The organism is Pseudomonas farris (assembly GCF_019145235.1).
In the GTDB taxonomy this organism is placed as follows: Bacteria; Pseudomonadota; Gammaproteobacteria; order Pseudomonadales; family Pseudomonadaceae; genus Aquipseudomonas; species Aquipseudomonas farris.
The window spans coordinates 251,196-277,756 of the sequence record NZ_JAHSTV010000001.1 but is presented as its reverse complement, the minus strand read 5'-3'; the positions used below and the strand labels follow the sequence as shown (position 1 = coordinate 277,756).

The 26,561-nt window shown below is 58.1% G+C and carries 26 protein-coding genes and 2 pseudogenes; 14 read left to right on the top strand and 14 right to left on the bottom strand.

Translation table 11 applies throughout. The annotated features are described in order from the left end of the window. Positions 1-40 precede the first annotated feature (40 nt). Together KVG95_RS01260 and KVG95_RS01255 are read right to left on the bottom strand one after the other, a co-directional pair. Entirely contained in the window at positions 41-511 is a 471-nt protein-coding gene (locus KVG95_RS01260) for a MaoC family dehydratase (RefSeq protein ID WP_007902410.1), read from the bottom strand. Between the two features lie 43 nt (positions 512-554). Next, positions 555-1,499: an alpha/beta hydrolase gene (locus KVG95_RS01255; protein WP_217854237.1), complete on the bottom strand. Its 945-nt coding sequence runs from the start codon at positions 1,497-1,499 to the stop codon at positions 555-557. 236 nt (positions 1,500-1,735) lie between these two features. Between KVG95_RS01255 and fadD2 the strand changes: the two genes are divergently transcribed. Both fadD2 and fadD1 read left to right on the top strand, forming a co-directional pair. Next, positions 1,736-3,424, top strand: coding sequence for a long-chain-fatty-acid--CoA ligase FadD2 (fadD2, locus tag KVG95_RS01250; RefSeq protein WP_217854236.1), 1,689 nt, complete (start codon positions 1,736-1,738; stop codon positions 3,422-3,424). Positions 3,425-3,805: 381 nt separating this feature from the next. Then, the gene (gene fadD1 / locus KVG95_RS01245; RefSeq protein ID WP_217854235.1) at positions 3,806-5,506 is read left to right on the top strand and encodes a long-chain-fatty-acid--CoA ligase FadD1; all 1,701 of its coding nucleotides are present in this window, start codon (positions 3,806-3,808) and stop codon (positions 5,504-5,506) included. A gap of 169 nt (positions 5,507-5,675) precedes the next feature. On the opposite strand, the gene KVG95_RS01240 is transcribed toward fadD1, so the two are convergent. Further along, positions 5,676-6,053, bottom strand: coding sequence for a hypothetical protein (locus KVG95_RS01240; RefSeq protein WP_217854234.1), 378 nt, complete (start codon positions 6,051-6,053; stop codon positions 5,676-5,678). A gap of 190 nt (positions 6,054-6,243) precedes the next feature. On the opposite strand from KVG95_RS01240, the gene KVG95_RS01235 reads away from it, so the two are divergent. The 3 genes from KVG95_RS01235 to def all read left to right on the top strand — a co-directional run bounded on the left by KVG95_RS01235 (position 6,244) and on the right by def (position 8,102). Continuing rightward, positions 6,244-6,435 (top strand): CsbD family protein, encoded by a 192-nt coding sequence (locus KVG95_RS01235; protein ID WP_052964952.1) that lies wholly within the window; start codon positions 6,244-6,246, stop codon positions 6,433-6,435. A 171-nt stretch (positions 6,436-6,606) separates the two neighbouring features. Beyond that, a complete protein-coding gene (locus KVG95_RS01230; RefSeq protein WP_217854233.1) occupies positions 6,607-7,566 on the top strand; it encodes a YihY/virulence factor BrkB family protein in 960 nt (319 codons plus the stop codon). Next, positions 7,563-8,102, top strand: coding sequence for a peptide deformylase (def, locus tag KVG95_RS01225; protein ID WP_217854232.1), 540 nt, complete (start codon positions 7,563-7,565; stop codon positions 8,100-8,102). The genes KVG95_RS01230 and def overlap by 4 nt, the downstream gene beginning before the upstream one ends. A 138-nt stretch (positions 8,103-8,240) precedes the next feature. Here the strand turns inward: def and KVG95_RS01220 are convergent, their stop codons facing one another. Beyond that, complete coding sequence (locus tag KVG95_RS01220; RefSeq protein ID WP_217854231.1) at positions 8,241-8,657, bottom strand: GNAT family N-acetyltransferase; 417 nt, start codon at positions 8,655-8,657, stop codon at positions 8,241-8,243. A gap of 342 nt (positions 8,658-8,999) precedes the next feature. Between KVG95_RS01220 and KVG95_RS01215 the strand changes: the two are divergent. Beyond that, positions 9,000-9,938, top strand: a pseudogene (locus tag KVG95_RS01215) (fatty acid desaturase); the annotation flags it as partial. A 56-nt stretch (positions 9,939-9,994) separates the two neighbouring features. On the opposite strand, the pseudogene KVG95_RS29635 reads toward KVG95_RS01215, so the two are convergent. The 4 genes and pseudogenes from KVG95_RS29635 to gntR form a co-directional block, all read right to left on the bottom strand. After that, positions 9,995-10,141 (bottom strand): annotated as a pseudogene (locus tag KVG95_RS29635) (glutathione transferase GstA); the annotation flags it as partial. 188 nt (positions 10,142-10,329) lie between these two features. Continuing rightward, positions 10,330-10,803 carry a hypothetical protein gene (locus KVG95_RS01210; RefSeq protein ID WP_217854230.1) on the bottom strand — a complete coding sequence of 158 codons (474 nt, stop codon included), beginning with the start codon at positions 10,801-10,803 and terminating at the stop codon, positions 10,330-10,332. Positions 10,804-11,100: 297 nt separating this feature from the next. Beyond that, positions 11,101-11,733, bottom strand: coding sequence for a glutathione S-transferase family protein (locus KVG95_RS01205; RefSeq protein WP_217854229.1), 633 nt, complete (start codon positions 11,731-11,733; stop codon positions 11,101-11,103). Positions 11,734-11,799: 66 nt separating this feature from the next. Next, the gene (gntR, locus tag KVG95_RS01200) at positions 11,800-12,831 is read right to left on the bottom strand and encodes an HTH-type transcriptional regulator GntR (protein ID WP_052964944.1); all 1,032 of its coding nucleotides are present in this window, start codon (positions 12,829-12,831) and stop codon (positions 11,800-11,802) included. A 215-nt stretch (positions 12,832-13,046) separates the two neighbouring features. Here gntR and KVG95_RS01195 point away from each other — a divergent pair, with 215 nt between their 5' ends. Further along, positions 13,047-13,580, top strand: coding sequence for a gluconokinase (locus KVG95_RS01195; RefSeq protein WP_217854228.1), 534 nt, complete (start codon positions 13,047-13,049; stop codon positions 13,578-13,580). Between the two features lie 81 nt (positions 13,581-13,661). Continuing rightward, on the top strand, positions 13,662-15,014 hold the full coding sequence (locus KVG95_RS01190; RefSeq protein ID WP_217854227.1) for a GntP family permease: 1,353 nt from the start codon (positions 13,662-13,664) through the stop codon (positions 15,012-15,014). A 117-nt stretch (positions 15,015-15,131) separates the two neighbouring features. Here the strand turns inward: KVG95_RS01190 and alaC are convergent, their stop codons facing one another. Then, positions 15,132-16,349, bottom strand: coding sequence for an alanine transaminase (alaC, locus tag KVG95_RS01185; RefSeq protein WP_123357886.1), 1,218 nt, complete (start codon positions 16,347-16,349; stop codon positions 15,132-15,134). A 138-nt stretch (positions 16,350-16,487) separates the two neighbouring features. Here alaC and KVG95_RS01180 point away from each other — a divergent pair, with 138 nt between their 5' ends. The 3 genes from KVG95_RS01180 to KVG95_RS01170 all read left to right on the top strand — a co-directional run bounded on the left by KVG95_RS01180 (position 16,488) and on the right by KVG95_RS01170 (position 18,288). Beyond that, positions 16,488-17,150: a LysE family translocator gene (locus KVG95_RS01180; RefSeq protein ID WP_217854226.1), complete on the top strand. Its 663-nt coding sequence runs from the start codon at positions 16,488-16,490 to the stop codon at positions 17,148-17,150. Between the two features lie 66 nt (positions 17,151-17,216). Further along, positions 17,217-17,702 carry a GyrI-like domain-containing protein gene (locus KVG95_RS01175; RefSeq protein WP_217854225.1) on the top strand — a complete coding sequence of 162 codons (486 nt, stop codon included), beginning with the start codon at positions 17,217-17,219 and terminating at the stop codon, positions 17,700-17,702. 97 nt (positions 17,703-17,799) lie between these two features. Further along, positions 17,800-18,288 carry a GNAT family N-acetyltransferase gene (locus KVG95_RS01170; RefSeq protein ID WP_217854224.1) on the top strand — a complete coding sequence of 163 codons (489 nt, stop codon included), beginning with the start codon at positions 17,800-17,802 and terminating at the stop codon, positions 18,286-18,288. Positions 18,289-18,422: 134 nt separating this feature from the next. Here KVG95_RS01170 and KVG95_RS01165 read toward each other — a convergent pair whose 3' ends face one another. The 4 genes from KVG95_RS01165 to KVG95_RS01150 form a co-directional block, all read right to left on the bottom strand. Next, positions 18,423-20,255 (bottom strand): ABC transporter ATP-binding protein, encoded by a 1,833-nt coding sequence (locus KVG95_RS01165; protein WP_217854223.1) that lies wholly within the window; start codon positions 20,253-20,255, stop codon positions 18,423-18,425. Between the two features lie 93 nt (positions 20,256-20,348). After that, the gene (locus KVG95_RS01160) at positions 20,349-20,906 is read right to left on the bottom strand and encodes a peptidylprolyl isomerase A (RefSeq protein WP_007902463.1); all 558 of its coding nucleotides are present in this window, start codon (positions 20,904-20,906) and stop codon (positions 20,349-20,351) included. A 3-nt stretch (positions 20,907-20,909) separates the two neighbouring features. Continuing rightward, the gene (locus KVG95_RS01155; protein WP_123501439.1) at positions 20,910-21,713 is read right to left on the bottom strand and encodes an alpha/beta fold hydrolase; all 804 of its coding nucleotides are present in this window, start codon (positions 21,711-21,713) and stop codon (positions 20,910-20,912) included. 14 nt (positions 21,714-21,727) lie between these two features. Continuing rightward, positions 21,728-22,651, bottom strand: coding sequence for a PA3225 family LysR-type transcriptional regulator (locus tag KVG95_RS01150; RefSeq protein WP_008069097.1), 924 nt, complete (start codon positions 22,649-22,651; stop codon positions 21,728-21,730). Between the two features lie 49 nt (positions 22,652-22,700). On the opposite strand from KVG95_RS01150, the gene KVG95_RS01145 reads away from it, so the two are divergent. The 3 genes from KVG95_RS01145 (at position 22,701) to KVG95_RS01135 (ending at position 25,073) form a co-directional block, all read left to right on the top strand. Beyond that, positions 22,701-23,030 carry a hypothetical protein gene (locus KVG95_RS01145; RefSeq protein ID WP_048395716.1) on the top strand — a complete coding sequence of 110 codons (330 nt, stop codon included), beginning with the start codon at positions 22,701-22,703 and terminating at the stop codon, positions 23,028-23,030. 229 nt (positions 23,031-23,259) lie between these two features. Further along, complete coding sequence (locus KVG95_RS01140) at positions 23,260-23,859, top strand: FMN-dependent NADH-azoreductase (RefSeq protein ID WP_052964935.1); 600 nt, start codon at positions 23,260-23,262, stop codon at positions 23,857-23,859. Between the two features lie 347 nt (positions 23,860-24,206). Then, entirely contained in the window at positions 24,207-25,073 is an 867-nt protein-coding gene (locus KVG95_RS01135; protein ID WP_217854222.1) for a carboxylate/amino acid/amine transporter, read from the top strand. A 110-nt stretch (positions 25,074-25,183) separates the two neighbouring features. Here KVG95_RS01135 and KVG95_RS01130 read toward each other — a convergent pair whose 3' ends face one another. After that, on the bottom strand, positions 25,184-26,482 hold the full coding sequence (locus tag KVG95_RS01130) for a mechanosensitive ion channel family protein (RefSeq protein WP_217854221.1): 1,299 nt from the start codon (positions 26,480-26,482) through the stop codon (positions 25,184-25,186). Positions 26,483-26,561: the final 79 nt, after the last annotated feature.

Here is a 26,561-nt window from a genome sequence, read left to right as displayed (position 1 = left end):
GACACCAGTGACGTGTGGGAGCGATCAGCGGACTTGCAAATCAGCCGATGCTGATCGCCGGCAGGGTAGGCAATGTCACAGTCTGTTGCTTGCGTGGCGCCAGAATCTCCGCCTCGCCATCCACCACCAACTCATCGCGCTGGTTGAACACTCGCGTGGCGATGCGTACACGAAACTTCGGTAGTTTCTCGAGAATCTCCAGGCGCACCGTCAGCGTGTCGCCAATTTTCACTGGCTTCTGAAAGCTCATCGTCTGACCGATATAGATAGTCCCCGGCCCAGGCAACTCGCAAGCGACCGCCGCGCTGATCAACGCGCCGCTGAACATGCCGTGGGCGATACGCTCCTTGAACATGCTGGCGGCGGCGAATTCGGCGTCCAGGTGCACTGGGTTGTGATCGCCGGACATGGCGGCGAACAACTGAATGTCACGCTCTTCGACGGTTTTGCTGTAGCTGGCCGTCTGGCCGACTTCGAGGGCTTCGTAAGGGGTGTTGGTAACCTGGGTCATCTGTCTCGATTCCTGTGACGAATTAAAAAAATCCACAAAAAAACTATTCGGTTCTGGGTGGCCGGCGAGTGCTCAAGGCCTGGGCGATCCAGTTCAGCACGTCGGCCGTCACTTCGTCGCGGTTGCTCTCGTTGAACAGTTCATGCCGGGCCTGCGGGTAAATAGTCAGCTGCAGGCTCTGGCAGCCAGCGTCGCGTAGCGCATGGGCCAGATCTTTCAGACGTTTACCTTCGCTCACCGGATCACATTCGCCGCCAATCACCAGCAGCGGCAGGCCCGGATCGATCTGGGCGAGATTGGACGCTTTGCTGATTTGCTGCAAGCCGCCGAGCAAATCGACCCACAGTTGATTGGTGCAACGAAAGCCGCAGAGCGGGTCATTGGCGTATTTGTCGACTTCGGCCGGGTCGCGGCTCAGCCAGTCGAACGGCGTGCGCGCCGGTTTGAATTTTTTGTTGAACGAGCCGAATGACAGCCATTCGATCAGCGCACTGCACCCCTTGGGCCCTTGGCGCAGGCGTTCCAGACGAGCAATCTGTCGCGCTGCGCGATAGAGCGCCACGGGCTGGAAGTTCGAGCCACTGAGAATCGCCCCATGCAGGCTGGCGCTGTGGTGCAGCAAGTAAGCCTGGGCGATGTAGCTGCCCATGCTGTGGCCCAGCAATACGATCGGCACGCCGGGATGCTGTTGGCCGATATGTTGGTTAAGGCTCGCGAGGTCGCCGACCACTTTGCACCAGCCATCATCGTCGGCGAAATGGCCCAGCGTACCGTTTTCGGCAGATTTGCCATGTCCACGCAGGTCCGGCGCATAAACGCCGTAATCCTGATCACAGCAGGCTTGCGCCAGACGGGCGTAGCGACCGCTGTGTTCCGCCATGCCGTGGGCCAGGAGGATCACCGCCTTGAGCGGCGCGGCCGGCAGCCACTGGTTGACGAAGAGGCGGCTGCGGTCACTCGCGGTCAGCCAGAAAGTGTCGTGGATCATGGCGATTCCTTTGCATTGGGCTGCATGATGGGAAAACAGCCCCGCTGCATTGTATAGCGCATCCGTCGTCTACCGTCTGATCAGGCCACGGCGGGGCAGCAAGATTCACGCGATCTATGACGCCCGTGCGCATATTTGCCTGATTCACCATAGCTGCTAGTGTCCGGGAAGCACCGCTTTTTCAGAAGTGACAGAAAGCGGCCCCCGGATAGGCTCAGGTAAAGAGGACAAAAATAATGCAACCTGATTTCTGGAATGACAAACGCCCGGCCGGCGTGCCCCTGGATATTGATCTTGGAGCCTATAAGTCGGTGATCGAGGTGTTCGAGCGTTCCTGCAAGAAATTTGCTGACCGCCCGGCATTCAGCAACATGGGCGTGACCCTGACCTACGCCGAACTGGAACGCTACAGCGCCGCGTTCGCCGGTTACCTGCAAGCCCACACCGACCTGGTGCCGGGGGATCGCATTGCGGTGCAGATGCCCAATGTCCTGCATTATCCGATTGCCGTGTTCGGTGCCTTGCGCGCCGGGCTGATCGTGGTCAATACCAACCCGTTGTACACCGCGCGGGAAATGCGTCATCAGTTCAAGGACTCCGGTGCCCGGGCGCTGGTTTACCTTAACGTGTTCGGGCAGAAGGTCCAGGAGGTGCTGCCCGACACCGATATCCAGTACCTGATCGAAGCGAAGATGGGCGACTTGATGCCCACCGCCAAGGGCTGGCTGGTCAATACCCTGGTGAGCAAAGTCAAGAAGATGGTCCCGGACTATTCCTTGCCGCAGGCCATTGCCTTCAAGAGCGCGCTGCGTCTGGGTCGGGGCTTGGGCATCAAACCGCTGAACGTCGGCCTCGACGATATCGCCGTGCTGCAATACACCGGTGGCACCACCGGGCTGGCCAAGGGCGCCATGCTGACCCACGGCAATCTGGTGGCGAACATGCAGCAGGCGCGCGCGGTTTTGGGGCAATTCGGTACAGACGGTCAACCACTGCTGCGCGAAGGTCAGGAAGTGATGATCGCGCCGCTGCCGCTGTACCATATCTATGCGTTCACGGCGAACTGCATGTGCATGATGGTGACCGGCAACCACAACGTGCTGATCACCAATCCACGGGATATTGGTAACTTCATCAAGGAACTGAAAAACTGGCGGTTTTCGGCGCTGCTGGGGCTCAACACGCTGTTCGTCGCACTGATGGACCATCCCGACTTCAAGACCCTGGATTTCTCCAGCCTCAAACTAACCAACTCTGGCGGTACCGCGCTGGTCAAGGCCACGGCCGAGCGCTGGGAACAGCTCACCGGTTGCCGGATCACCGAGGGTTACGGCCTGACCGAAACCTCGCCGGTGGCCTGCACCAATCCCTACGGCGACCAGTCGCGCATCGGCACGGTCGGCCTGCCGGTGCCGGGCACGACCCTGAAAATAATCGACGATGAAGGCGTCGAGCAGCCGCTGGGCGAGCGTGGTGAACTGTGCATCAAGGGCCCACAGATCATGAAGGGCTACTGGCAGAAACCCGAAGCCACCGCCGAAGTGCTGGACGACGACGGCTGGTTCAAGTCGGGCGACATTGCGGTGATCGACCCGGACGGTTTCGTGCGTATCGTCGATCGTAAAAAAGACATGATCATCGTCTCGGGCTTCAACGTGTACCCGAACGAGATCGAAGACGTGGTGATGGCCCATCCGAAAGTAGCCAACTGCGCGGTGATCGGCGTGCCGGACGAGCGTTCGGGGGAGGCGGTAAAGTTGTTTGTAGTAGCTCGTGAATCGGGAGTCAGCCTTGAAGAGCTGAAGGCGTACTGCAAGGAAAACTTCACGGCGTACAAAGTGCCCAAGCACATCGTATTGCGTGAGTCGTTGCCGATGACGCCGGTGGGCAAGATTCTGCGGCGGGAGTTGCGAGAGATCGCCTGATCGTTGAATGGCCGCGCTTCGCGCGATTCGCGGGCAAGCCTCGCTCTCACGGGTTTGGTGTTGTGCACAAAGAATGTGTACGACGCGGACCTTATGGGAGCGGGCTTGCCCGCGATGCTTTTGAGGGAAGAGGCCCAAAATACGGGGCTTTTAAGGCTTTATAGAATTTTTGCTCTAAAATGACTGCTTGTTAATCTTGAGTCATTAAAGTGACTGTAGAGCCCGATTTTGGCTCTAGTCGGCCCTTGGCAAAGCTGCTACTCTCGGCGCGCTTTGTGACTTCTCGGCCTTGTTAAAAGCCAGACTCACCAATAATTAAACACCAATAATAATCGCATCAAATGCGGTATTTGAATTCGCGTTGCTGAGGAGTGGGCTTCCATGATCGAAGACTTTTGGAAGGATAAGTACCCAGCTGGAATTGCTGCCGAGATCAATCCAGACGAGTATCCGAATATTCAGGCAGTGTTGAAGCAATCCTGCCAACGCTTCGCTGACAAACCGGCATTCAGCAACCTGGGCAAGACAATCACCTACGGTGAGCTGTATGAATTGTCCGGTGCCTTTGCCGCTTACCTGCAACAGCATACCGATTTGCAGCCAGGCGATCGAATCGCCGTGCAACTGCCCAACGTGTTGCAGTACCCGGTCGCCGTTTTCGGTGCCATCCGCGCCGGGCTGATCGTGGTCAACACCAACCCGTTGTACACCGCGCGGGAAATGGAACACCAATTCAACGATTCCGGTGCCAAAGCCCTGGTTTGCCTGGCCAACATGGCGCATCTGGCCGAGCTCGTCGTGCCGAAAACCGGCGTCAAGCACGTGATCGTCACTGAAGTGGCCGACCTGCTGCCGCCGCTCAAGCGTCTGCTGATCAACAGCGTCATCAAGTACGTGAAGAAGATGGTCCCGGCGTATCACTTGCCCAAGGCCATCAAATTCAATGACGTGCTGAGCAAGGGCCATGGCCAGCCAGTGGCTGAAGCCAACCCGGCCAGCAGCGACGTTGCCGTGCTGCAATACACTGGCGGCACCACCGGCGTGGCCAAGGGCGCGATGCTGACCCACCGCAACCTGGTGGCGAACATGCTGCAGTGCAAGGCGCTGATGGGCTCCAACCTTAACGAAGGTTGCGAGATTCTGATCACGCCGCTGCCGCTGTACCACATCTATGCCTTCACCTTTCATTGCATGGCGATGATGTTGATCGGCAACCACAACATCCTGATCAGCAACCCGCGCGACCTGACGGCGATGGTCAAGGAACTGTCGAAGTGGAAGTTCAGCGGTTTCGTCGGCCTGAACACGCTGTTCGTCGCGTTGTGCAACAACGAAGCGTTCCGCAAGCTGGATTTCTCCAGCCTGAAAATCACCCTGTCCGGCGGCATGGCCTTGCAACTGGCCGCAGCCGAGCGCTGGAAAGCGGTCACCGGTTGCCCGATCTGCGAAGGTTACGGCATGACCGAAACCAGCCCGGTGGCCACGGTGAACCCGAGCCAGAACATCCAGATCGGCACCATCGGTATTCCGGTGCCCTCGACCCTGTGCAAAATCATCGACGATGCCGGCGTTGAACAGCCGTTGGGCGCCATCGGTGAGCTGTGTGTGAAAGGTCCGCAAGTCATGAAGGGCTACTGGCAGCGCCAGGACGCCACCGATGAAATACTCGACAGCGAAGGCTGGCTGAAGACCGGTGACATTGCGCTGATCCAGCCAGACGGCTACATGCGTATTGTCGATCGCAAGAAAGACATGATCCTGGTCTCCGGTTTCAACGTGTACCCCAATGAGCTTGAAGACGTGCTGGCGACCCTGCCGGGCGTGCTGCAATGCGCGGCCATCGGCGTGCCGGACGAGAAGTCGGGGGAGGCGATCAAGATTTTCATCGTCGTCAAACCGGGCGTGACCCTGACCAAGGAACAGGTGATGGAGCACATGCGCGCCAACGTCACCGGCTACAAAGTACCGAAAGCCGTGGAGTTCCGCGACGCGCTGCCGACCACCAACGTCGGCAAGATCCTGCGCCGCGAACTGCGCGACGAAGAGCTGAAGAAACTGGGCGTGAAGAAAGTCAGCGCCTAGCCAAACAAAAGCCCCGCAGATGCGGGGCTTTTGTTTCTGGTCAGGTTATTTTAGGCGCCTGTCAGACCGCCTTCGAGCAAGCCCGCTCCCACATGAGATCGCATTCTTTCTGAATGAACTCGGTTAAATGTGGGAGCGGGCTTGCTCGCGAAGCTTTTAGCTTTTGCTGTTACTGACGGAACTGCGCGAAATTGACGTTGGTACCGGCCGGGCGCATGTCCTGCAGGTAGGAGTCCTTGTCGGCGCTCAGTTCCAGGCTCAAGGCAGCTTTGCGCTTGCCCTGGTTGCGCACCACCAGGCCTTCGAGTTTCTCGCGCAGGAACACCGTCGGCACTTTCAAGTGCAGCAGTTCGTCGGTTTCCGGGGTGTGCATCAGCAAGTGAATCCATTCGTACTGACCAACGGCCAGACGCGCGACCGGAATATCGAACCAGAAAATGTTGCGGTTGCGGTTCAGTTCGGTGAAATGGCAGTTGTTGACGCCAAGCACAGCACCGCCGAGTTCCTGGTTTCTGCGGGCAATGGCCTGCTTTTTATCGAGTTTCATAACGTTCCTACGGGATTGGATCTTCAGTGCCATGGCCTGAATACGTTGCGCATTCTCGGGGCAAAGCCTGCAAACATAAAGCCTAACCTGCGAAATGTCCGGTTAATAAATAAATGAAACTCCGCGCAAAGGCCCCCGGTCAATCCTTGTGTAACCACTTTCCCCGTTGAATGTTCACAGGAGAAATACCATGGGCAGCACTGGCGATAAAGTTAAAGGCATGGCAAATGAAGCGGCCGGCAACGTCAAGCAAGGCGTCGGCAAGGCCACCGGCAACGAAAAACTGCGCTCCGAAGGCGTAGCGCAGGAGAGGAAAGGCGAAACCCAGCAAGCGGTCGGCAAAGCCAAGGATGCTCTTAAGAAAGGCATCGACAAGGCGTAATCCGGGCTTTGACGAGTAATAGAAACGGCCATCCGCGGATGGCCGTTTCTGTGTCAGCTTGAACTTGAGGAAGGAAATTGTTTCAAAGTCGCCAAGTAGGCTACTTTGTTGTAGAAAACGGCCCCTGAGTCGCCATGACTTCAACCTTGTTTGCGGCGAAAGGAGACGCTAATGTTTTTTCCGACCATGAAAGGTTTGCCCCTGCATCGGGTGATGATGCGTACGGTCACCGAGTTCGTTGACGACGAGATGTCGACCTATGCCTCGGCGCTGGCCTATCAAATGCTGTTCTCGCTGTTCCCTTTCATTCTGTTCCTGATCGCCCTGATCGGTTTCCTGCATTTGCCCGATTTTTTCTCCTGGCTGCGCCTGCAATCGGAACTGGTTCTGCCACCCCAGGCGCTGGAACAGGTGAACCCGGTGATTGACCAGCTCCAGCAATCCAAGGGGGGGTTATTGTCGGTAGGTATCGTGATCGCCCTGTGGACCGCGTCCGCCGGTGTGCGGCTGATGATGAGCGCGATGAATGCCGCGTATGACGTGGTCGAAGGCCGTCCTGTCTGGAAACGTTTTCCGCTGTCGATTTTCTACACCATCGGCATCGCCGGCATGTTGCTGATCGCTGCCGCGCTGATGGTGCTCGGGCCGCAGGTGATGGGCTGGATTGCCGCGCAAGTGGGCCTTGAAGATTTTATCGTGACCGTCTGGACCATCGTCCGCTGGCCGGTGATCGTGATTTTGCTAATGATGGCGGTGGCGCTGATTTACTACGTCATGCCAGACGTCAGACAAGAGTTTCGCTTTATCACTCCGGGTGCGGTGTTGTCCGTGGTGGTCTGGATCATCGCCTCGCTGGGCTTCGGTCTCTACGTCAAAACCTTCGCCAACTACAACGCCATGTATGGCAGTATCGGCGCGATCATCGTGTTGCTGCTGTACTTCTATATTTCCGCCGCGGTGCTGTTGCTCGGCGCGGAAATGAATGCGGTGATCGAGCACATGTCGCGCGAAGGCAAAGACCCAGGCGAGAAGGTCCCTGGCGAGCATGGTCCCGGCCATGAAGAAAAACACCACGTTTCGGGACTGGGGCGTGACCACTCAAAGCCGACCACTGACGAAGTCATAAAATGATCCGTGAAATTCTGAAAATGGGCGATGAGCGCCTGCTGCGTATCGCCCCACCGGTACCGGCAGAAATGTTCGACAGCCCCGAGTTGTGGCAATTGGTCGACGACATGTTCCAGACCATGGAAAGCGTCGGCGGAGTCGGCCTGGCCGCGCCGCAGATCGGTGTCGACCTGCAACTGGTGATCTTTGGTTTTGAACACAGCGAACGCTACCCGGACGCCGAAGCGGTGCCGCAGACGATTCTGATCAATCCGCTGATCACGCCATTGAGCCCAGTCCTTGAAGAGGGTTTCGAAGGCTGCCTGTCCGTGCCGGGCCTGCGCGGGGCGGTGGATCGTTATCAGCAGATTCGTTATGAAGGCTTCGATCCCAAGGGCGAGCCGATCGTGCGCGTTGCCTCGGGATTTCATGCGCGGGTGGTGCAGCATGAATGCGATCACCTGATCGGCCGGCTATACCCGTCGCGCATCATTGATTTCAGCAAGTTCGGGTTTACCGAGGTGATGTTCCCGGATCTGGATCCAGCGGCAGACGACTGATACCGCCCTTCCAATCCAACACAAAACCAATGTGGGAGCGGGCTTGCTCGCGAAAGCGGAGTGTCAGTCGACAGAAATGTCGGATGTGACGCCCTCTTCGCGAGCAAGCCCGCTCCCACATTTGATCTTCACAAGTCTCTAGTGCTTCGGTTCCAAACCCATCGCAATCATCGGTTTGCTGCGCGCATAGCGGCTCAACCGTTCAGCCATGGCGTAGGGCAGGGGCGGGTCGAACGTAAAGCCGCGGCGCTCATAAAAGCCACGCAAATCCGGATGGCAGAACAACCAGACCGGCTCTTCAAGGTGTTTGATAGCGTGGGCAATCAACGCCGCGGCGATCCCTTGTTCGCGACAGCGCGGGTCGACGAACAACCCGGTCAGCCAATACCCGCCGGCCACTGGCCGCAAACATAACGCCGCAATGATCTCATCGCGTTTTGCGACCCACAGCTGTGCGTCGCGGACTGCTTTCATCGACGATTGGTGGGCGCGGTAAAACTTGTTCATCAACGGCCATAACGGCTCGTCGAGCAAGGTGTACTGGGTGTTGGGCATGGGCCTGGACTGTCGGTGCGCAAAGCGGGTGATTATAAAAGAACGCGGGCGCCGCGATAGGTGTATACCTGATCTCACGTCCCGTATGAGTGGAGTATGTATCATGGCCAAAGGCATGGATTCAAAGAAAGCGGCAAAGAAGAAACCGGCTAAAACCGCCGATGAAAAACGTGCGGACAAGAAGGCCAAGAAGGTGGGCGTGTTCGGCCACTGATCCCGCGTCAACGGAGCCCGAGTTCTCGGGCTCCTTGTTTTTCAGGCCTATCGAAATAACCAGATAATCTGCAAGAAATCCCTGCGCCATTGCACAGAGGGGGACTGGTTCCCGTTCTGAGCAAAGCCATGCCCCATTATTTTGATGCTGCCCACCGTGAAGAAATCGAAACCCTGCGCCAACGCTTCACCGCTCGCACCGAGTGGCCGACCTGGCTACTGTTGGTCGGCGTGTACGTCGGCTGGTTCAGCATTGTCCTGGGCAGCGACCGATTGGGGTTTTGGTGGAGCACGCTGTTGCTGATTCCACTGCTGGTGTTGTGGTTGTCGGTGCAGCACGAATTGCTGCACAGCCATCCCACCCGTTGGCAAACGCTGAACAAAGTCCTCGGTTATGCGCCGTTCGCGGTCTGGTATCCCTACACCCTGTACCGCGACAGTCATTTGCTGCATCACCGCGACGAGGACCTGACCGTCCCCGGTCGCGATCCGGAAAGCCGTTACCTGAGCGCTGAACAGTGGCAGCGCAGTTCGCCGTTCGAACAGGGCCTGCACTGGTTGAACAAAACCGTGCTCGGTCGCTTCGTTCTCGGTGCGCCACTGGCCTTGCTGGCGCTGGCCCGGGAAGAGCTGAAACGGCTAAAAGCGGGTGAGCGCCAGGCCTGGTTGATGTGGTTGACCCACGGCGCGCTGACGCTGCTGATGCTGACGTTCATCGCGCGCTACAGCGTGTTGCCGGTCTGGCATTACCTGTTGCTGATCAGCGTGCCGGCGCTGTCGATTGCGATGATCCGCTCCTACTATGAACACCGTCCCCACGCCGCACCCGAGCAACGCACCGTCATCAATGAAGCGGCATGGCCGTGGCGCTGGCTGTTCCTGAACCTCAATTTTCACCTGGTGCACCACGACTTGCCAGGCCTGCCCTGGTACGACCTGCCACGGGTCTATCGCACGCGCCGCGAGCAATGGCTGGCGCGCAGTGTCGGGTTTTTGGTGCAGGGTTATGCTCAGTTGATCCGACAGCATGGGGTGAGGGCGATTGACAGTCCACGGCATCCGTTTCACTGTTTGCGAATGAGTTCTCCTGTGGGAGTGGGCTTGCTCGCGAATGATCTCAAGCCTTACACCCATTCCGCAGCCAACGCCGCCTTCACGCTTGGCCGCTGATCAATCCGTACCTGAAACCGCACCAACGCCGGCCACCGATTCAAATCGATGCCAAACACCTGCGTCCAGCGCAACACCGTAAACAGATACGCATCAGCGATCCGAACCCGCCAGTCATCGAGTAATACAATTAGATGTTTCAGAAATCAGCAGGTTAATCCCCCTCGGGCAAGTTTCCTTGTTTGAGGGGGGCGATTGGCATTGGACGATATTCATGTTTTTATTTGCGCAATTCTCCTTTTAAAAAATGACAGGTGAGACGTTATCGTTAATTTTCTTAAGCGGGAGCTTAAAGTAACTGTTTGGTAGGAGTGGTCGTGAAGTGGAAATTACCAGTGATCGTCACTTCTCTTCCCTGTTGGTCCGATGAAGTGAACTCGAAGTTACCTTTATATTCTCCATGTTCCTTAAATGCGCCATTATCGACAGTAATATTGAGAGTATTAGGTTTTTCGCTATTGATAAGGTAGCGATAGTTTTGGTGGATGATAAAGGAATCGCTATTAGTTGGTGTTATGGAATGCGAGCCGTTGTCAAGTGCAGTTGGAAAGTTAAAAATTATATAACTGGCAACATCGGCGGAGTACGCTTGTATTTGTGTAGTCGCGAGGGGTGGTGCATTAGGGGATGCGCGCAAATCTTTGCCTGTGAAGTCGGGTAAGGTCGGCGCACCAGGTGGTCGTTCGAACTTTGCGGTAAACGTACCGGTTCCATTGGCAGGTGCAGATGGCTCGTTTTTTGTCGGTACTGTATTTGTTGACATGTTAGCCTCCATTCTCTTGAAAGTGTCTCGCGACAATCTTGGCGCGAGTCACTTCATGATTCGGCAGGACAGCTATTCTGTCTACTATCAGAATTTACAGGTTATCGTTCCAATGAAAGGGATTCCGACGGGTGGTCATAAATAAAAAAGCTCCGTAAATTAAGCCTTTTAGTTGTTGCAACGAAGTCAAAATGAAGCAAGAAACTTGTCAGCAATCTGATTGCTACCGTTATTGCTATCGCCGCCGGACGGCAGAGGTCGGCCGTCCGGCGAGTCAGATAAGCGTGCACGTAAAATTCAAGGCACGCCATTGCAAGCATGCGCCATGAACCCCGGCCGCAACGCCAGTCGTTGGCAATAGGCGTCGACGGCGGGGTAGTCCGGGCGCTCCATCGGTGTCATCCGCCAGCGGTTGACCGACAGCCCGATGAGGATATCGGCCAGTGTGAAGTGTGGTCCGGCAACATACGCATCGGTTGTCGCGAGTTGCTGTTCGAGGATGCCCATTTTCGCGTTCCAGCCGCGAACGCCATCAGCAATCCGCTGTGAGTCCTGGAAGTCCGGCGATTGCCTGACCAGCGCAAAAAATGCGTAGCCCCACGACGGGTTGAGTTCGGTGGCTTGCCAATCCATCCACTGCTCCACGCGAGCGCGGGCCGCCGGTTCGAGGGGCAGCAGGTCAGTGTTTTGGTGTTTACCGGCCAGGTACCGGCAAATGGTATTGGACTCCCACAGCACGCCGGCCTCATCGATGAGCACCGGCACTTGTGCGTTGGGGTTGAGCTGGAGAAATTCCGGGCTCTGGGTCGATGCGAAGCCGCTGCCCCAGTCTTCGCGTTCGTATGAAACGCCCAGTTCGTCGCAAGTCCACAGGACTTTTCTGACGTTGATTGACGAGGCCCGACCCAAAATCTTCAGCGTATGTCCCATTGAGCTTCTCCGTTTGCTGTTCCAGGTATCGGAATCTAGCACGCGGAGCGTGGGAATGGTCGTGCGTCAGGTGCTCTCGCGCACCTTCAATTCAAAGCCCATATCCTGCACCGGTTTGGTCACTGAATTGCCGGCCAGCAAGGTCAGCATCAGCTCTGCGGAGCGACGGCCAATGGCTTCTCTCGGAGTACTAATGCTGCTCAGGCGCGGCACCATGTGCTCAGACGCCGGTAAGTCGTTGAAGCCGAGGATCGCCACGCGCTCGGGGATTTTGATGCCATTGCGCAACGCTTCAAGCAACGCACCCTGGGCCAGGTCGTCGTTGCCGAAGAAGATTGCATCGACATCCGGATGGGCCGCGAGCAGATGCAGGAACAATTCGCCGCCCAGACCCACCGACGAGGCTCGCGGGGTCAGCACTTCCAGGGCCGGATCATACAAACCGGCCTTTTGCAGCGCGCGACGGAAACCTTCGCCGCGCAGCAGCGTGCGTTGATCGAGTTGCGCGCCGATGTAGGCCAGGCGTTTGCGACCGCGTGACAGCAAATGCTCGGCCGCGGTTTCGCCGGCAGCGACTTGCGAAAAGCCGACACAATTGAGCCCGGCCGCGCTGTCCAGTTCCATCATGTAGACGCAGGGAATGTTGCTGGCCTCGATCATTCGCCGCGAACTTTCGGTGCGGTCGAAACCGGTCAGCAGCAAGCCGCGAGGCTGATAAGCCATGTAATTGCGCAGCAGGTTTTCTTCTTCATCACGCGAATAATGGAAGTTGCCGATCAGCACTTCGAAGCCCTTTGGTCGCAAAACCTGATGAATGGCTTCCAGTGTGTCGATGAACAGCAGGTTGGACAGCGAGGGCACCAAAACCACCACGGAATGGCTCTGGGCCGAGGCTAATGCGCGGGCGGCGGGGTTGACCACGTAGTTCAGGTCGAGGGCGGCCTTCTGGACTTTTTCCACCAGTTCGGTGGCCACCGTGCTGACGCCGCGCAGGGCGCGGGACGCGGTAATCGGGCTAACACCGGCCAGGCGCGCGACTTCATTCAGGGTAGGGCGGCCAGTGGTGCGAGTATTTTTATCGTTTTTAGGGGTATTCATCGGACGGCTTGCCAAACAAAATTCAAGGCACTAAGGTAGCGCTGTCTCGATGCAGCTGCAAACGCGTGAACGAGGTTTGCCTGATCCTCGTTTTTTGGCCTTGAGAACGAACATGCTGCAACCCACAAAAATGACAAGAAGGCGTCGGCAACTTCTGCTTTTGCACTTGAGTCTTACGTAGCAAAGGTAGCGCTGTCTGCGCGCTGAGGTGTTACATGAATCATCCCATCACCGCCCTGGTCATCATGGGCGTTGCCGGTTGCGGCAAGACCTGCGTCAGCCAGTCCCTGTGCCATCTTAGCGGCGCGACCGCCATTGAAGGCGACACTTTTCACCCTGCCGCCAATATCGAAAAGATGAGCGCGGGTATCCCCCTGAATGACGAAGACCGTGCCGGCTGGCTCGACAGCCTGTGCGATGAACTGCGCCGCATCGATGCCAAGGGCGAACGCCCGGTGCTGACCTGCTCGGCCCTCAAACACAGTTACCGCGAACGCTTGCGCAGTGCCTTGCCGGGCCTGGGCTTCGTTTTCCTTGAGCTAACCCCCGAAGTCGCCGCCGATCGTGTGTCTCATCGGCCGGGCCACTTCATGCCGTCGACCCTGATCGACAGCCAGTTCGCCACACTTGAATCGCCCGTTGGTGAGCCCCTGACCCTGGCTCTGGATGCGTCCAGCCATAGCGTCGATGAATTGGCGAAGCAGGCTCATGCCTGGTGGCTCGATCATGGCTTGAAACTCGCCAGTTGAGTTTTACTCCAAAAGATAGCGCTGTCCTGACGACTTCTGATTAACCGCTTTAATAACAACAACAAACAGGAGACACCCCTAATGTTTGGCATGTCCCACGAGACGTTTCTGCTGCTAGATGCAGTGGTCACGGTAATCGGGCTTATCGTCCTGATCACCAAGTTCAAGTTGCACCCATTCCTCGCACTGATTATCGCCGCCGCCTTCCTCGGGCTGACGTCCGGCATGCCGATCGGCACCATCATCAAGGCGTTCCAGGACGGCTTCGGTGGCGTGCTTGGTTTCGTCGGCATCATCCTGGCGCTGGGCACCATGCTCGGCAAAATGATGGCCGAATCAGGCGGTGCGGATCAGATTGCGCAGACGTTGATCCGCGCCTTCGGCAAGGACAAGGTGCAGTGGGCGATGATGTTCGCCGCGTTCCTGGTCGGTATTCCCCTGTTCTTCGAAATCGGCTTCGTGCTGCTGATTCCGCTGGTGTTCATCGTGGCCCGTCGCACTGGCGTGTCGATCATCAAGATCGGGATCCCGCTGTTGGCTGGTCTGTCCGCGGTACACGGCCTGGTGCCGCCGCACCCGGGTCCGCTGCTGGCCATCGGTGTGTTTGGTGCCGACATCGGTAAAACCATTCTGTACGGTCTGATCGTTGCGTTGCCGACCGCTATTATCGCCGGTCCGATCTACGGCACGTTCATTGCCAAGCACATTCCCGGTCATCCGAATCAGGAGCTGGTGGATCAACTGGTGCGCGATGAGGATGCAGGCGATCTGCCTAGCTTCGGCATTACCTTGGTCACCGTGCTGTCGCCCGTGTTCCTGATGCTGCTCAAGACCTTTGCCGATGTGGCGCTGCCGGACGGCAACTTCTTCCGCACCTTCATGGACCTGATCGGTCACCCGATCTCGGCGCTGCTGCTGGCGTTGCTGCTGTCGCTGTACACCTTCGGCTACAAGCAGGGCATCGGTTCGCAACAGATGCTCAAATGGCTGGACGCGAGCCTTGCACCAACCGCCGCGATCATCCTGATCATCGGTGCCGGTGGCGGCTTCAAACAGATGCTGGTGACCAGCGGTGTGGGTAATGTCATCGGCAACATGGCGGTGGAAGCGCAGATCTCGCCAATCCTTCTGGCCTGGCTGGTGGCGGCGGTGATTCGCATCGCGACCGGTTCGGCAACCGTGGCAACTATTACTGGCGCGGGCATCGTGGTGCCGGTGGTGGGGATGATTCCGGGTGTGAACCGTGAGTTGCTGGTGTTAGCCACCGGTGCCGGTTCGTTGATCCTGTCTCACGTCAACGACGCCGGTTTCTGGCTGGTGAAGCAGTACTTCAACATGACCGTGGCGGAAACCTTCAAGACCTGGACCGCGATGGAAACCATCCTGTCCGTGGTGGGCCTGGGGTTCATCTTGCTGTTGTCGTTGTTCGTTTAAGCACACCGCAAAACAAATGTGGGAGCGGGCTTGCTCGCGAAGGGGACATAACATTCAAAGTAGATGTTGAATGTAAGTCCGCTTTCGCGAGCAAGCCCGCTCCCACAGTTATTTGTGTCAGGCGTTGGTTTTGGTAACCAGCCCATCCGCCCGGAACATCCCGCGGATCCCGCGCACGGCCTGACGAATCCGGTCCTGGTTTTCGATCAGCGCGAAGCGCACATGATCATCCCCATACTCGCCAAATCCCACACCCGGCGAGACACAGACCTTGGCCTCGGCCAGCAGTTTCTTGGCGAATTCCAGCGAGCCCATGTGCGCATAAGCCTCGGGAATCTTGGCCCAGACATACATCGAGGCTTTCGGGTTTTCGACCATCCAGCCCAGTTCATGCAGGCCTTTGACCAGTACGTTGCGACGCTGCCGATACTGATCGGCAATGTCTTTGACGCATTGCTGATCGCCTTCCAGCGCCGCGATGGCCGCGACTTGCAGCGGAGTGAACGTGCCGTAGTCGTGATAGCTCTTGATCCGCGCCAAGGCGTTAACCAGCTCCGGGTTGCCGACCATGAAACCGATGCGCCAGCCCGCCATGTTGTAGCTCTTGGACAGGGTGAAAAACTCCACCGCGATGTCCTTGGCGCCGGGCACTTGCATGATCGACGGGGCTTTCCAGCCGTCGTAGACGATGTCGGCGTAGGCCAGGTCGTGCACCACCAAAACGTCGTACTGTTTGGCGAGGGCGATCACCCGCTCGAAGAAATCCAGCTCCACGCACTGGGCGGTGGGGTTGGACGGGAAGCCGAGGATCATCATTTTCGGTTTAGGGATCGAGCCACGAATCGCCCGTTCCAGCTCGGCGAAGAAGTCCACGCCAGGGATCAACGGCACCGAGCGCACCTGGGCACCAGCAATCACGGCACCGTAGATGTGAATCGGGTAGCTCGGGTTCGGTACCAGCACGGTGTCGCCCTGGTCGAGGGTGGCCAGCATCAAATGCGCCAGGCCTTCCTTGGAACCGATGGTGACGATGGCTTCGGTTTCCGGGTCGATGTCGACTTCGTAGCGATCCTTGTACCAATTGGAGATCGCCCGGCGCAGGCGCGGAATCCCTTTGGACGTGGAGTAGCCGTGGGTGTCTTCACGTTGGGCGACGGTGACGAGTTTTTCGACAATGTGCGGCGGCGTGGCGCCATCGGGGTTGCCCATGCTCAAGTCGATGATGTCTTCGCCACGACGACGGGCGGCCATCTTCAGCTCGGCAGTGATGTTGAAAACGTAAGGAGGGAGTCGATCTATGCGCGCAAAGCGGCGCGGCGAACCTTGTTCGGCCATTGTTGCCTCGGATAACGTAAGCGCCCGGAACCGTCCGAGCGACGCTGGCCACTGCGGTGGCCTGTGGCGGAATGTAAGGGCAGTCATGGCAAACTGTCTAGCCTGCGCATCAATAAATTTTCCCCAAGGATATGGTCGATGGAATTTACCAGTGGCTTCTTGTTGAGCCTTTCGCTGTGCCTGGACATCGGCGTGGCCAATATCGCGATGATCACGCTGGCGATGCAGCGCGGCTATTTTCAAGGCTTTGCGCTGGGGTTGGGGACGTGTGTCGGCGACCTGATATACGCCGTGCTGGCATTGGCCGGCATGACCGTATTGCTGCAGTACGAGACCGTGCGTTGGGTGTTGTGGATTGGCGGGTCGGCGTTGCTGGTGTATTTCGCGGCGAAGATGATTTATTCGGCGATCCACCATGAAGCGCTGTTGGCGCAAACCCCTGAGGTGGGGCACAACTCGCACCGGCGCGAGTTTTTCCGCGGGATTTTTCTCGCCATGTCATCGCCCAGTGCCATTCTCTGGTTTGCCGCGGTAGGCGGCACGCTGATCGCCCGTTCCGGCGGCGGTGGCACGCTCAGCTCGGCACTGTTTCTCGGCGGCTTCTTGTGCGCCGGAGTGCTCTGGTGTGTCGGTCTGTGCTTCGCTGCGAGCCACGGCGGCAAATTGCTCGGTGACAAATTACTGCGTTATTCCTATATGGCATCGGCAGCGATCTTCTGCTATTTCGCGGTCTACGTGATTCTATCGGGTTATAACGAGTTCATCGGTCCAGGCGCCATCGAACAGTTGCACGCACTGTAATTGGGCGAATCGGGTTTGGCTTCTATACTCCCTGCCGAACCCACCTTTTGTACCAGGAGTTGAGTCATGGATGAGCAAACAGGCGTCGAAACGGCCGAGCCACGCTTCGAAAACGGGCACTTCATGCTCATAGCGGGGCTTGGTGGACGATTTACGGCGGATACGACCAAAGCGATCCCCGACCTATGGGAGAAATTCATTCCCGAGATTGGCAAAATTCCCGGTCAGAAAAGCGAAGTAACCTACGGCATCTGCTGCAATCCGGATGGCAAGGGTGGTTTCGAATACATAGCCGGTGTCGAAATCAGCAAGCTCGACGACCTGCCCGAAAAGTACCGCTGGATCGAAGTTCAGCCTCAGAAGTATGCAATCTTCGAACACAAGGGCTCTCTGGATACCTTGCCCCAGACCTTTCAATACATCTGGAAAACCTGGTTGCCGAAGTCCGGCCATGAAGCGGCGGACGCTCCGGAGTTCGAACGTTATAGCGACGATTTCAACCCGAAGCTCAATACCGGCGTGCTGGAAATCTGGCTGCCGCTCAAAGCGTAATGAGCGGGTCGAGCGGCGGATCGGTGATTCGCCTCTCGATGTCGTGTTGATGCTGATTTATGATCCCCAACCTTTCCCACGCCGATTCCGAGCTGCCATGAACACCGTCATCCGCCACGTCAGCCCCGCTGACCTGGACCGTTGCTACGCCATCGAAACCGTTGCCTATGAAGGCGACGAAGCCGCCACCCGAGAGAAAATCGCCACCCGCATCGCCACTTGGCCCGACGGCTTCATCGTTGCTGAAGTGGATGGTGTTGTCGCCGGTTTCATCAATTCCGGTGCGGCGTTTGAGGTGGAAATGTCGGACGAGGCGTTCAAGGAACTGATCGGCCACGACCCGGCCGGCCCGCACGTGGTGATCATGTCAGTGGTGGTGCATCCGGACTACCAAGGGCAGGGTCTGGCGAAACGCTTGCTGGATGAGTTCATCCAGCGCATGCGTACACTGAACAAGGCCAGCATCCATCTGATGTGCAAAGAGCGGCACATTGCGCTGTATGCCGGGTTTGGTTTTGCCTACATCAAGCCTTCGGCGTCGGACCATGGCGGGATGGCGTGGCATGAGATGGTGTTGACGCTGTAACCCGCGGGTACTGGAGATCCAGTGTGGGAGCGGGCTTGCTCGCGAAGAGGGAGTGTCAGTCAATATCGATGTTGCCTGACACACCGCATTCGCGAGCAAGCCCGCTCCCACAGGGCCGGTGTTGATCACAAGCCTCAATCGATGCCGACAAACCCCCCGGTCTGGTGCTGCCACAACCGCGCATACAAGCCACCATGGGCCAGCAGTTCGGCGTGGCTGCCGGTTTCGGCGATCTTGCCCTTTTCCAGCACCACCAAGCGGTCCATCCGGGCGATGGTCGAGAGGCGGTGGGCAATGGCAATCACGGTCTTGCCCTGCATCAGGGTTTCGAGGCTCTCCTGAATCGCCGCTTCGACTTCCGAGTCCAGTGCTGAGGTGGCTTCGTCCATGATCAGAATCGGCGCATCCTTGAGCAGCACCCGGGCGATGGCAATCCGCTGACGCTGACCACCGGAGAGCTTCACTCCGCGTTCACCGACGTGAGCATCGAAACCGGTGCGGCCTTCGGAGTCCGATAGCAACGGGATGAATTCGTCGGCGCGGGCCTTGTGCACTGCTTCCCAGAGTTCGGCGTCGGTGGCATCGGGTTTGCCATACAGCAAATTGTCGCGAATCGAACGGTGCAGCAGCGAGGTGTCCTGGGTGATCATGCCGATGCGTTCACGCAGGCTTTCCTGGCCGACTTCGGCGATGTTCTGGCCGTCGATGAGAATCCGCCCGCCCTGCACGTCATAGAGGCGCAGCAGCAGATTGACCAGCGTCGATTTGCCGGCACCGGACGGGCCGATCAGGCCGATTTTCTCGCCAGGTTTGATGGTCAGATTGAGGTCGCCGATGATCCCGCTTTTCTTACCGTAGTGAAAATCGACGTGATCGAAACGCACCTCGCCACGCGCCACATTCAAAGGCTTGGCCTGCTCACGGTCGGTGATGCTGACTGGCTGGGAAATGGTCTGCAAACCGTCCTGAACCATGCCGATGTTTTCGAAGATGCCAGTGACCACCCACATGATCCAGCCAGACATGTTGACGATGCGTATCACCAGGCCTGTGGCGAGGGCGATGGCGCCCACCGTGATCAGCGATTGCGTCCACAGCCACAGCGCGAGGCCGGTGGTGCTGACGATCAGCAGGCCGTTCAGGCTGGTGATGGCCACGTCCATGCTGGTCACCACTCGGCCGGCCAGTTGGGCTTTTTCGGTTTGTTCCTTGATCGCTTCGCGGGCGTATTGCTGCTCGAAGTTGGTGTGGGCGAACAGCTTCAGGGTGGTGATGTTGGTGTAGCCATCGACGATCCGCCCCATGAGTTTGGAGCGCGCATCGGACGACACCACCGAGCGTTCCTTGACCCGTGGCACGAAGTAGTAGAGGGCGCCGATGAAGGCGGCGATCCAGGTCAGCAGCGGGATCATCAGGCGCCAGTCGGCTTCGGCGAACAGCACCAGCGAACTGATCGCGTAGATCAGCACATGCCATAGCGCGTCCACCGCTTGCACAGCCGAATCGCGCAACGAGTTGCCGGTCTGCATGATGCGTTGGGCGATGCGCCCGGCGAAGTCGTTCTGGAAGAAATTGAGGCTCTGTTTGAGCACGTAACTGTGGTTTTGCCAGCGGATCAGGCTGGTCAGGCTGGGGCTCAAGGTCTGGTGCACCAGCAAGTCATGCAAGCCGACGAATATCGGGCGCAGGACCAGCGCAACCACCGCCATCCAGGCCAGTTCGATGCCGTGTTCCTTGAAAAAATTGACGTTGGGCGTGCCTTGGGCGAGGTCGATGATGCGGCTCAGGTAGCTGAACAGCGCCACTTCGATCAGTGCGCCGAACAGGCCGACGATCAGCAGGACGGCGAAACTCGGCCAGACCTGTTTCAGGTAATAGGTATAGAAGGGGAGAACCCGATCCGGCGGAGCCGCCGTCGGTGCATCGCGGAAAATGTCGATCAGTTTTTCAAAACGGCGATAAAGCATCAGTTCTTCGCCCGCGCACGGGCTCTCCTTTAAACGATATGAGCGGCGCCGGAAGCACCGGCGGCCGCTCAAAACTCCCTGTTCAGCTTAGTCTCAGTCGATGCGCTTGGCCGACTTGATGAACACGGGATCGGCTGGCACGTCTTTCATGCCGCTTTTGGTGGTGGTCTGGGAGTTGACGATGACATCGACGACATCCATGCCTTTAACGACTTTACCGAACACGGCATAACCGTCGCCCTGGTCCAGGAAATCGTTGTCTTTGACGTTGATGAAGAACTGGCTGGTGGCCGAATCCGGGACGGAAGTACGGGCCATGGACAGCGTGCCACGCACGTTATGCAGGCCGTTTTTGGATTCGTTCTTGATTGGCGCCTTGGTTTCTTTTTGCTGCATCTGTTGAGTGAAACCACCGCCCTGGACCATGAACCCAGGAATCACACGGTGAAAAATCGTGTTGTTGTAGAAGCCGCTGTCGACGTACTCAAGGAAGTTCTTGGTACTGATCGGCGCCTTGACCGGGTCCAGTTCGATTTCGATCTGGCCGTTGGTGGTTTCCAGCAGCACGTGCGGCGCCTTGGCGGGCGTGGCGGCCATCAGGTTGGCGGCAAACAGAACAGAGCCGGCGACGAGGGCGATTTTTTTCAGCATAAGTCAGTGATCCTGAGTGGTGGTGTCGACTGCGGTGAGAAACTCGAGCAGCGTTTGGTTGAAACGTTCGGGTTGATCCAGCGGGGTGGCGTGGCGCGAGTCGGCGATCACCACCAGCCGCGCATCGGGCAGCAGTTTTACATAGGTTTCTTTCAGTGCGACCGGGGTGTAGTCACGGTCGGCGCTGACGATGAGGGTTGGACAGGAGACCTTGGAAAGTCGTTCCTGAACCCCCCAGCCGACGATGGCATCGAAGCTGGCGAGATAAGCACGTTTGTCGTTTTTTGCCCAGCGCGCCGCTATTTTTTGTCGTAACGAAGCTTGTTCGGGCTTGGGAAACAGCTTGGCACCCAGGGCCTTGCCGATGGTGCCCATGCTCAGCGCGCGCATCAGACTCCAGCGCTTGAACCACTGCCAGTAATCGTTGCGGCTGCGCCGTTTGACTTCGGGCGCGCTGTTGACGATGCACAGGCTCTTGAGCAGTTGCGGCTGGTCCACCGCCAGTTGAAAAGCGATCATGCCACCCATCGAAAGCCCGACAAGATGCGCAGGGCCAAGATTCAAGTGTTCCATCAACGCAATCAGGTCGGCGCTGAACCCGGCGATGCTGTAGCGCTCGCGGGGTTTGTCGGAGCGCCCGTGGCCGCGCACATCCGGGACAATCACCCGATGATGGGCTGAGAGCGCCGGGATCTGCATTTCCCAGTCCAGGGTGCTGGAACCCAGCCCGTGAACCAGCAGCAACGGCGTGCCGTGGCCATATTCCTCATAGTGCAGGTTGCAACCTTCATGTTCGAAATAGGCCATGGGTACACTCCGTGTCAGGCTTGTTCAGGGGCGGCGAAGGGCGCATCCAGCGGCGCGGTATCGAAGGTGCGCAGCAATTCGATGAGAATCTGCGTGGCCGGGCCCAAGGGTTTGTCCTTGTTTGAATACAGATAGAAGCTCGGGTTGCGGCTGCCACCCTGGTCCAACGGTAGCACTTTGAGCGTCCCTTCCTTGAGTTCGCGCTCGATCATGTGCCGAGGCAACCACGCGAAGCCCAGGCCGCTGCTGACGAAGGTCGCGGCGGTGGCCAGGCTGCCAACGGTCCAGCGCTGTTCGGCGCCGAGCCAGCCGACATCTCGCGGTTGCTGACGGCCGGAGTCGCGGATCACCACTTGCATCTGGCTTTCCAGGTCCTGGAAGTTCAGTTCGCGGTTCAAGCGATGCAAGGAATGCTCGGGGTGGGCGACCGCGATAAATTCGACGTCGCTCAATTCTGCGCCCAGATAACCGGGAATGCTGAAACCGGTGATGGCCAGATCGGCCACGCCTTCGAGCAGCACTTCCTCGACACCCGACAGCACTTCTTCGCGCAGACGCACCCGGCAGCCACGGCTTTGCGGCATGAACGCGGTCAGTGCGCGGACGAGGCGGGCGCTGGGGTAGGCGGCGTCGACCACCAGCCGCACTTCCGCTTCCCAGCCTTGTTCCATGTGATGGGCCAGGTCTTCCAGTTGGCTGGCCTGTTTCACCAGTTGCCGGGAGCGGCGCAGCAGCACGCCGCCGGCTTCGGTGAGCACCGCTTTGCGGCCGTCGATGCGCAGCAATGGCACACCGAGTTGGTCCTGCATGCGCGCTACGGTGTAGCTGACCGACGATTGCGAGCGGTGCAGCGCTTCGGCGGCCTGGGCGAAACCGCCGTGATCGACCACGGCCTGCAATGTTCGCCATTGATCAAGGGTCACGCGGGGCGCTTTCATGTTGAGCTCCTCTTGTCCTAAGCTGGCAGTCCTTATTGGAGGCTGCTGAATGAAAAAACTTTGTAGTGTGATGGCGGGTTGTGCGGTGTTGGCAATGCTGCCGCTGACTGCGTTTGCTTATCCGATCGACGTTCAAAAGCAATTGAACGGCTTGAGCATCGACTACAACTCGTACGACACGGATAACGACATCGCCTCCATTCAAGTGAACAACTACGGCAGTACTGATGCGATCTGCAGGGTGGTTTTCAACAATGGCCCGGAGTCGCCGCGTACCCGCACCATCGAAGTGCCCGCCGGTAAACACAAAAACGCCACCGCCAAGTTCACCCGGACCATCATCAAGATGCGTATCAACCTGACCTGCACCCCGAAATGACTTTACAACCCTGTGGGAGCGGGCTTGCTCGCGAAGAGGGAGTATCAGTCGACATCAATGTTGCCTGACACACCGCCTTCGCGAGCAAGCCCGCTCCCACAGGGCACGCTCCGCTTATAAACGAATTTATCGATGCTTTATAGCAGTTATTTGCGCTTTTTCATCGATATGACTCTGTTTAACCTTCACTCCATCGACCTACAGCATTCTCAGATGGAGGCTACATCCCATGTCCCGCGTTCTGATCATCGAAAGCAGCGCCCGTCAGCAAGACTCGGTTTCCCGCCAGCTGACCCAGACCTTCATCAGCCAATGGAAAGCCGCCCACCCGGCCGACCAGATCACCGTCCGTGACTTGGCCAGCACCCCGGTGCCGCACCTGGACATCAACTTGCTGGGCGGCTGGATGAAACCTGCCGAACAACGCAACGACATCGAACAAGCCTCGCTGGAACGCTCCAACCTGCTGACCGATGAACTGCTGGCCGCCGACGTACTGGTGATGGCCGCGCCGATGTACAACTTCGCCATTCCGAGCACCCTTAAAGCCTGGCTTGACCACGTGCTGCGTGCCGGTGTGACCTTCAAGTACACCGAAACCGGCCCTCAAGGTTTGCTCAGCGGCAAGCGTGCTTATGTGCTGACCGCGCGGGGCGGGATCTACGCCGGCAGCACCGCGGATCATCAGGAACCGTACCTGCGCCAGGTCATGGGCTTCATCGGCATCCACGACGTAACGTTCATTCACGCCGAAGGCATGAACCTGGGCGGCGACTTCCAGGAGAAAGGCTTGAACCAGGCCAACGCCAAGCTTTCCCAGGTCGCCTGATCCGTTAATCGCCAGATAATCGCTGGATGGTCTAGTGACCTGGCGCAACCCTTCAAGCCTGTACGCGCATCGAACCTCCCTTTGCACTTGTTGCTCCTGAGTGCTCTAGCCCGATTGAACGCATTAGCGAGATCGGGCTTTTTTTTGCCCGCGATTTAGTGAGCGGACACACAACCCCTGTGGGAGCGGGCTTGCTCGCGAAGAGGGCGTGTCAGTGGATATTAATGTTGACTGACCCACCGCATTCGCGAGCAAGCCCGCTCCCACAGTAGATTTGTGTATTGCCTGACTGTTCGCGATCAAGGGCAAAACCCGCTATCGTCGCCGCCATTCGAAATGAGGCGACCATGGGCTATCTACTTTTTGTCACGCTGATCCAGGCGTTTTCCTTCAGTTTGATCGGCGAATACCTGGCCGGGCATGTCGACAGTTACTTCGCGGTGCTGGTGCGGGTGCTGCTGGCGGGGCTGGTGTTCATTCCGCTGACACGCTGGCGTCAGGTTGAGCCGGCGTTCATGCGTGGCATGTTGCTGATCGGCGCGTTGCAGTTCGGTGTGACTTACGTCTGCCTGTACCTGAGCTTCCGGGTGCTGACGGTGCCGGAAGTATTGCTGTTCACCATCCTCACGCCGCTGCACGTGACCCTGATCGAAGACGCGCTGAACCGGCGCTTCAACCCGTGGGCATTGATCGCGGCACTGGTGGCGGTCGCGGGTGCGGCAGTGATTCGTTATGACCGGATCAACCCGGATTTCTTCATGGGCTTTTTGTTGCTGCAACTGGCCAACTTCACCTACGCCGCCGGGCAGGTGCTCTACAAACATCTGGTAGCCCGACATCCGAGCGATCTGCCGCATTACCGACGCTTCGGCTACTTCTACCTGGGCGCGTTAGCGGTGGCATTGCCGGCGTTTCTGCTGTTCGGCAAACAGAACTTCCTGCCCGAAGCGCCGCTGCAATGGGGCGTGCTGCTGTTCCTCGGCCTGGTCTCGACCGCGCTGGGTTTGTACTGGTGGAACAAGGGCGCGTGCCTGGTGAACGGCGGGACGCTGGCGGTGATGAACAATCTGCATGTGCCGGTGGGGTTGCTGATCAACTTGCTGATCTGGAATCAGCATGAAGAGCTGGGACGGTTGTTGTTTGGTGGGTCGGTGATTCTGATGGCGGTGTGGATTAGTCGGTTGGGTGTACGCCAGCCGGCGGTTGCACACTAATCCCTTGTGGGAGCGGGCTTGCTCGCGAATGCGGTATGACATTCAACATAGATGTCGGCTGACACTCCGCCTTCGCGAGCAAGCCCGCTCCCACAAAGGGATATGTGGTGCTACATGACGTGTTTTTCAGACTCGGGAATGTGGCTCGCGCCCAACACCGCCGGGAGCAACCCCGACCGCAAATCACCACCGCTCGGCTGCTGATAAAGGCTCAAGCCAAACTCCGGCAGCACCGCCAGCAGGTAATCGAAAATATCCCCCTGAATCCGCTCGTAATCGGCCCACACGGTAGTGCGGGTGAAGCAGTAGATTTCCAGCGGAATGCCCTGGGCCGTGGTTTGCATTTGCCGAACCATGCAGGTCATGTTCGGCTGAATCTCCGGGTGACTCTTCAGATACGCCAACGCATAGGCGCGAAAGGTGCCGATGTTGGTCATCCGTCGACGGTTGGCCGACATCGCCGCGACGTTGCCCTGAGCTTCGTTCCAGGCCTTGAGCTCGGCTTTCTTGCGGCTCATGTAGTCGGTCAGCAGATGCACCTGAGCCAGTTTCAGCTCTTCGTCATCGCGAATAAACCGCACGCCGCTGGCGTCGATGAACAGGCTGCGCTTGATTCGGCGCCCACCGGACTGCTGCATGCCGCGCCAGTTCTTGAACGACTCGGACATCAGGCGCCAGGTCGGGATCGACACAATGGTCTTGTCGAAATTCTGCACCTTGACCGTGTGCAAGGTGATGTCCACCACGTCACCGTCGGCACCGACTTGCGGCATCTCGATCCAGTCGCCGACCCGCAGCATGTCGTTGCTGGTCAGTTGCACACTGGCAACGAACGACAGCAGGGTGTCTTTGTAGACCAACAGAATCACCGCCGACATGGCGCCCAGACCCGACAGCAGCAACAGCGGCGAACGGTCGATCAACGTGGCGACGATGATGATCGCGCCAAACACGAACAGCACCATTTTCGCCAGTTGCACGTAGCCTTTGATCGAGCGGGTGCGGGCATGTTCGGTGCGGGCGTAGATGTCCAGCAGGGCATTGAGCAATGCGCTGACGGCCAGCACCAGGAACAGAATGGTGAACGCCAGCGCCACGTTGCCGAGGAAGTTCAGGCTGGTCTTGCCCAACTCCGGTACCAGGTGCAGGCCGAACTGTATCACCAGCGAGGGCGTCATCTGTGCCAGGCGATGAAACACTTTGTTGTGGCGAAAATCGGTGATCCAGTGCAACGACGGCTGGCGACCGAGGATTTTGGTCGCGTGAAGAATGAGGTAACGCGCCACTCGTCCGAGCATCAGCGCCACCACCAGCAGCAACATCAGCGCGAGCGTGGAATGCAGGAGCGGGTGCTGATCGAGAGCACCCCAGAGGTCTTGGGTGTTGAGCCAGAGCTGTTTGATATCCATGGGCGAAAACGGTTCTTCTGTAGGACGCGACGGGGCGATTAGAGCATTTAAGACGTTCCGGATGACGTTTAGGGACAAA

Bases quoted from the DNA above. Each gene is read 5' to 3' on its own strand.
- KVG95_RS01260 (WP_007902410.1), bottom strand. From the start codon at position 511: ATGACCCAGGTTACCAACACCCCTTACGAAGCCCTCGAAGTCGGCCAG.
- KVG95_RS01255 (WP_217854237.1), bottom strand. From the start codon at position 1,499: ATGATCCACGACACTTTCTGGCTGACCGCGAGTGACCGCAGCCGCCTC.
- fadD2 (WP_217854236.1), top strand. From the start codon at position 1,736: ATGCAACCTGATTTCTGGAATGACAAACGCCCGGCCGGCGTGCCCCTG.
- fadD1 (WP_217854235.1), top strand. From the start codon at position 3,806: ATGATCGAAGACTTTTGGAAGGATAAGTACCCAGCTGGAATTGCTGCC.
- KVG95_RS01240 (WP_217854234.1), bottom strand. From the start codon at position 6,053: ATGAAACTCGATAAAAAGCAGGCCATTGCCCGCAGAAACCAGGAACTC.
- KVG95_RS01235 (WP_052964952.1), top strand. From the start codon at position 6,244: ATGGGCAGCACTGGCGATAAAGTTAAAGGCATGGCAAATGAAGCGGCC.
- KVG95_RS01230 (WP_217854233.1), top strand. From the start codon at position 6,607: ATGTTTTTTCCGACCATGAAAGGTTTGCCCCTGCATCGGGTGATGATG.
- def (WP_217854232.1), top strand. From the start codon at position 7,563: ATGATCCGTGAAATTCTGAAAATGGGCGATGAGCGCCTGCTGCGTATC.
- KVG95_RS01220 (WP_217854231.1), bottom strand. From the start codon at position 8,657: ATGCCCAACACCCAGTACACCTTGCTCGACGAGCCGTTATGGCCGTTG.
- KVG95_RS01210 (WP_217854230.1), bottom strand. From the start codon at position 10,803: ATGTCAACAAATACAGTACCGACAAAAAACGAGCCATCTGCACCTGCC.
- KVG95_RS01205 (WP_217854229.1), bottom strand. From the start codon at position 11,733: ATGGGACATACGCTGAAGATTTTGGGTCGGGCCTCGTCAATCAACGTC.
- gntR (WP_052964944.1), bottom strand. From the start codon at position 12,831: ATGAATACCCCTAAAAACGATAAAAATACTCGCACCACTGGCCGCCCT.
- KVG95_RS01195 (WP_217854228.1), top strand. From the start codon at position 13,047: ATGAATCATCCCATCACCGCCCTGGTCATCATGGGCGTTGCCGGTTGC.
- KVG95_RS01190 (WP_217854227.1), top strand. From the start codon at position 13,662: ATGTTTGGCATGTCCCACGAGACGTTTCTGCTGCTAGATGCAGTGGTC.
- alaC (WP_123357886.1), bottom strand. From the start codon at position 16,349: ATGGCCGAACAAGGTTCGCCGCGCCGCTTTGCGCGCATAGATCGACTC.
- KVG95_RS01180 (WP_217854226.1), top strand. From the start codon at position 16,488: ATGGAATTTACCAGTGGCTTCTTGTTGAGCCTTTCGCTGTGCCTGGAC.
- KVG95_RS01175 (WP_217854225.1), top strand. From the start codon at position 17,217: ATGGATGAGCAAACAGGCGTCGAAACGGCCGAGCCACGCTTCGAAAAC.
- KVG95_RS01170 (WP_217854224.1), top strand. From the start codon at position 17,800: ATGAACACCGTCATCCGCCACGTCAGCCCCGCTGACCTGGACCGTTGC.
- KVG95_RS01165 (WP_217854223.1), bottom strand. From the start codon at position 20,255: ATGCTTTATCGCCGTTTTGAAAAACTGATCGACATTTTCCGCGATGCA.
- KVG95_RS01160 (WP_007902463.1), bottom strand. From the start codon at position 20,906: ATGCTGAAAAAAATCGCCCTCGTCGCCGGCTCTGTTCTGTTTGCCGCC.
- KVG95_RS01155 (WP_123501439.1), bottom strand. From the start codon at position 21,713: ATGGCCTATTTCGAACATGAAGGTTGCAACCTGCACTATGAGGAATAT.
- KVG95_RS01150 (WP_008069097.1), bottom strand. From the start codon at position 22,651: ATGAAAGCGCCCCGCGTGACCCTTGATCAATGGCGAACATTGCAGGCC.
- KVG95_RS01145 (WP_048395716.1), top strand. From the start codon at position 22,701: ATGAAAAAACTTTGTAGTGTGATGGCGGGTTGTGCGGTGTTGGCAATG.
- KVG95_RS01140 (WP_052964935.1), top strand. From the start codon at position 23,260: ATGTCCCGCGTTCTGATCATCGAAAGCAGCGCCCGTCAGCAAGACTCG.
- KVG95_RS01135 (WP_217854222.1), top strand. From the start codon at position 24,207: ATGGGCTATCTACTTTTTGTCACGCTGATCCAGGCGTTTTCCTTCAGT.
- KVG95_RS01130 (WP_217854221.1), bottom strand. From the start codon at position 26,482: ATGGATATCAAACAGCTCTGGCTCAACACCCAAGACCTCTGGGGTGCT.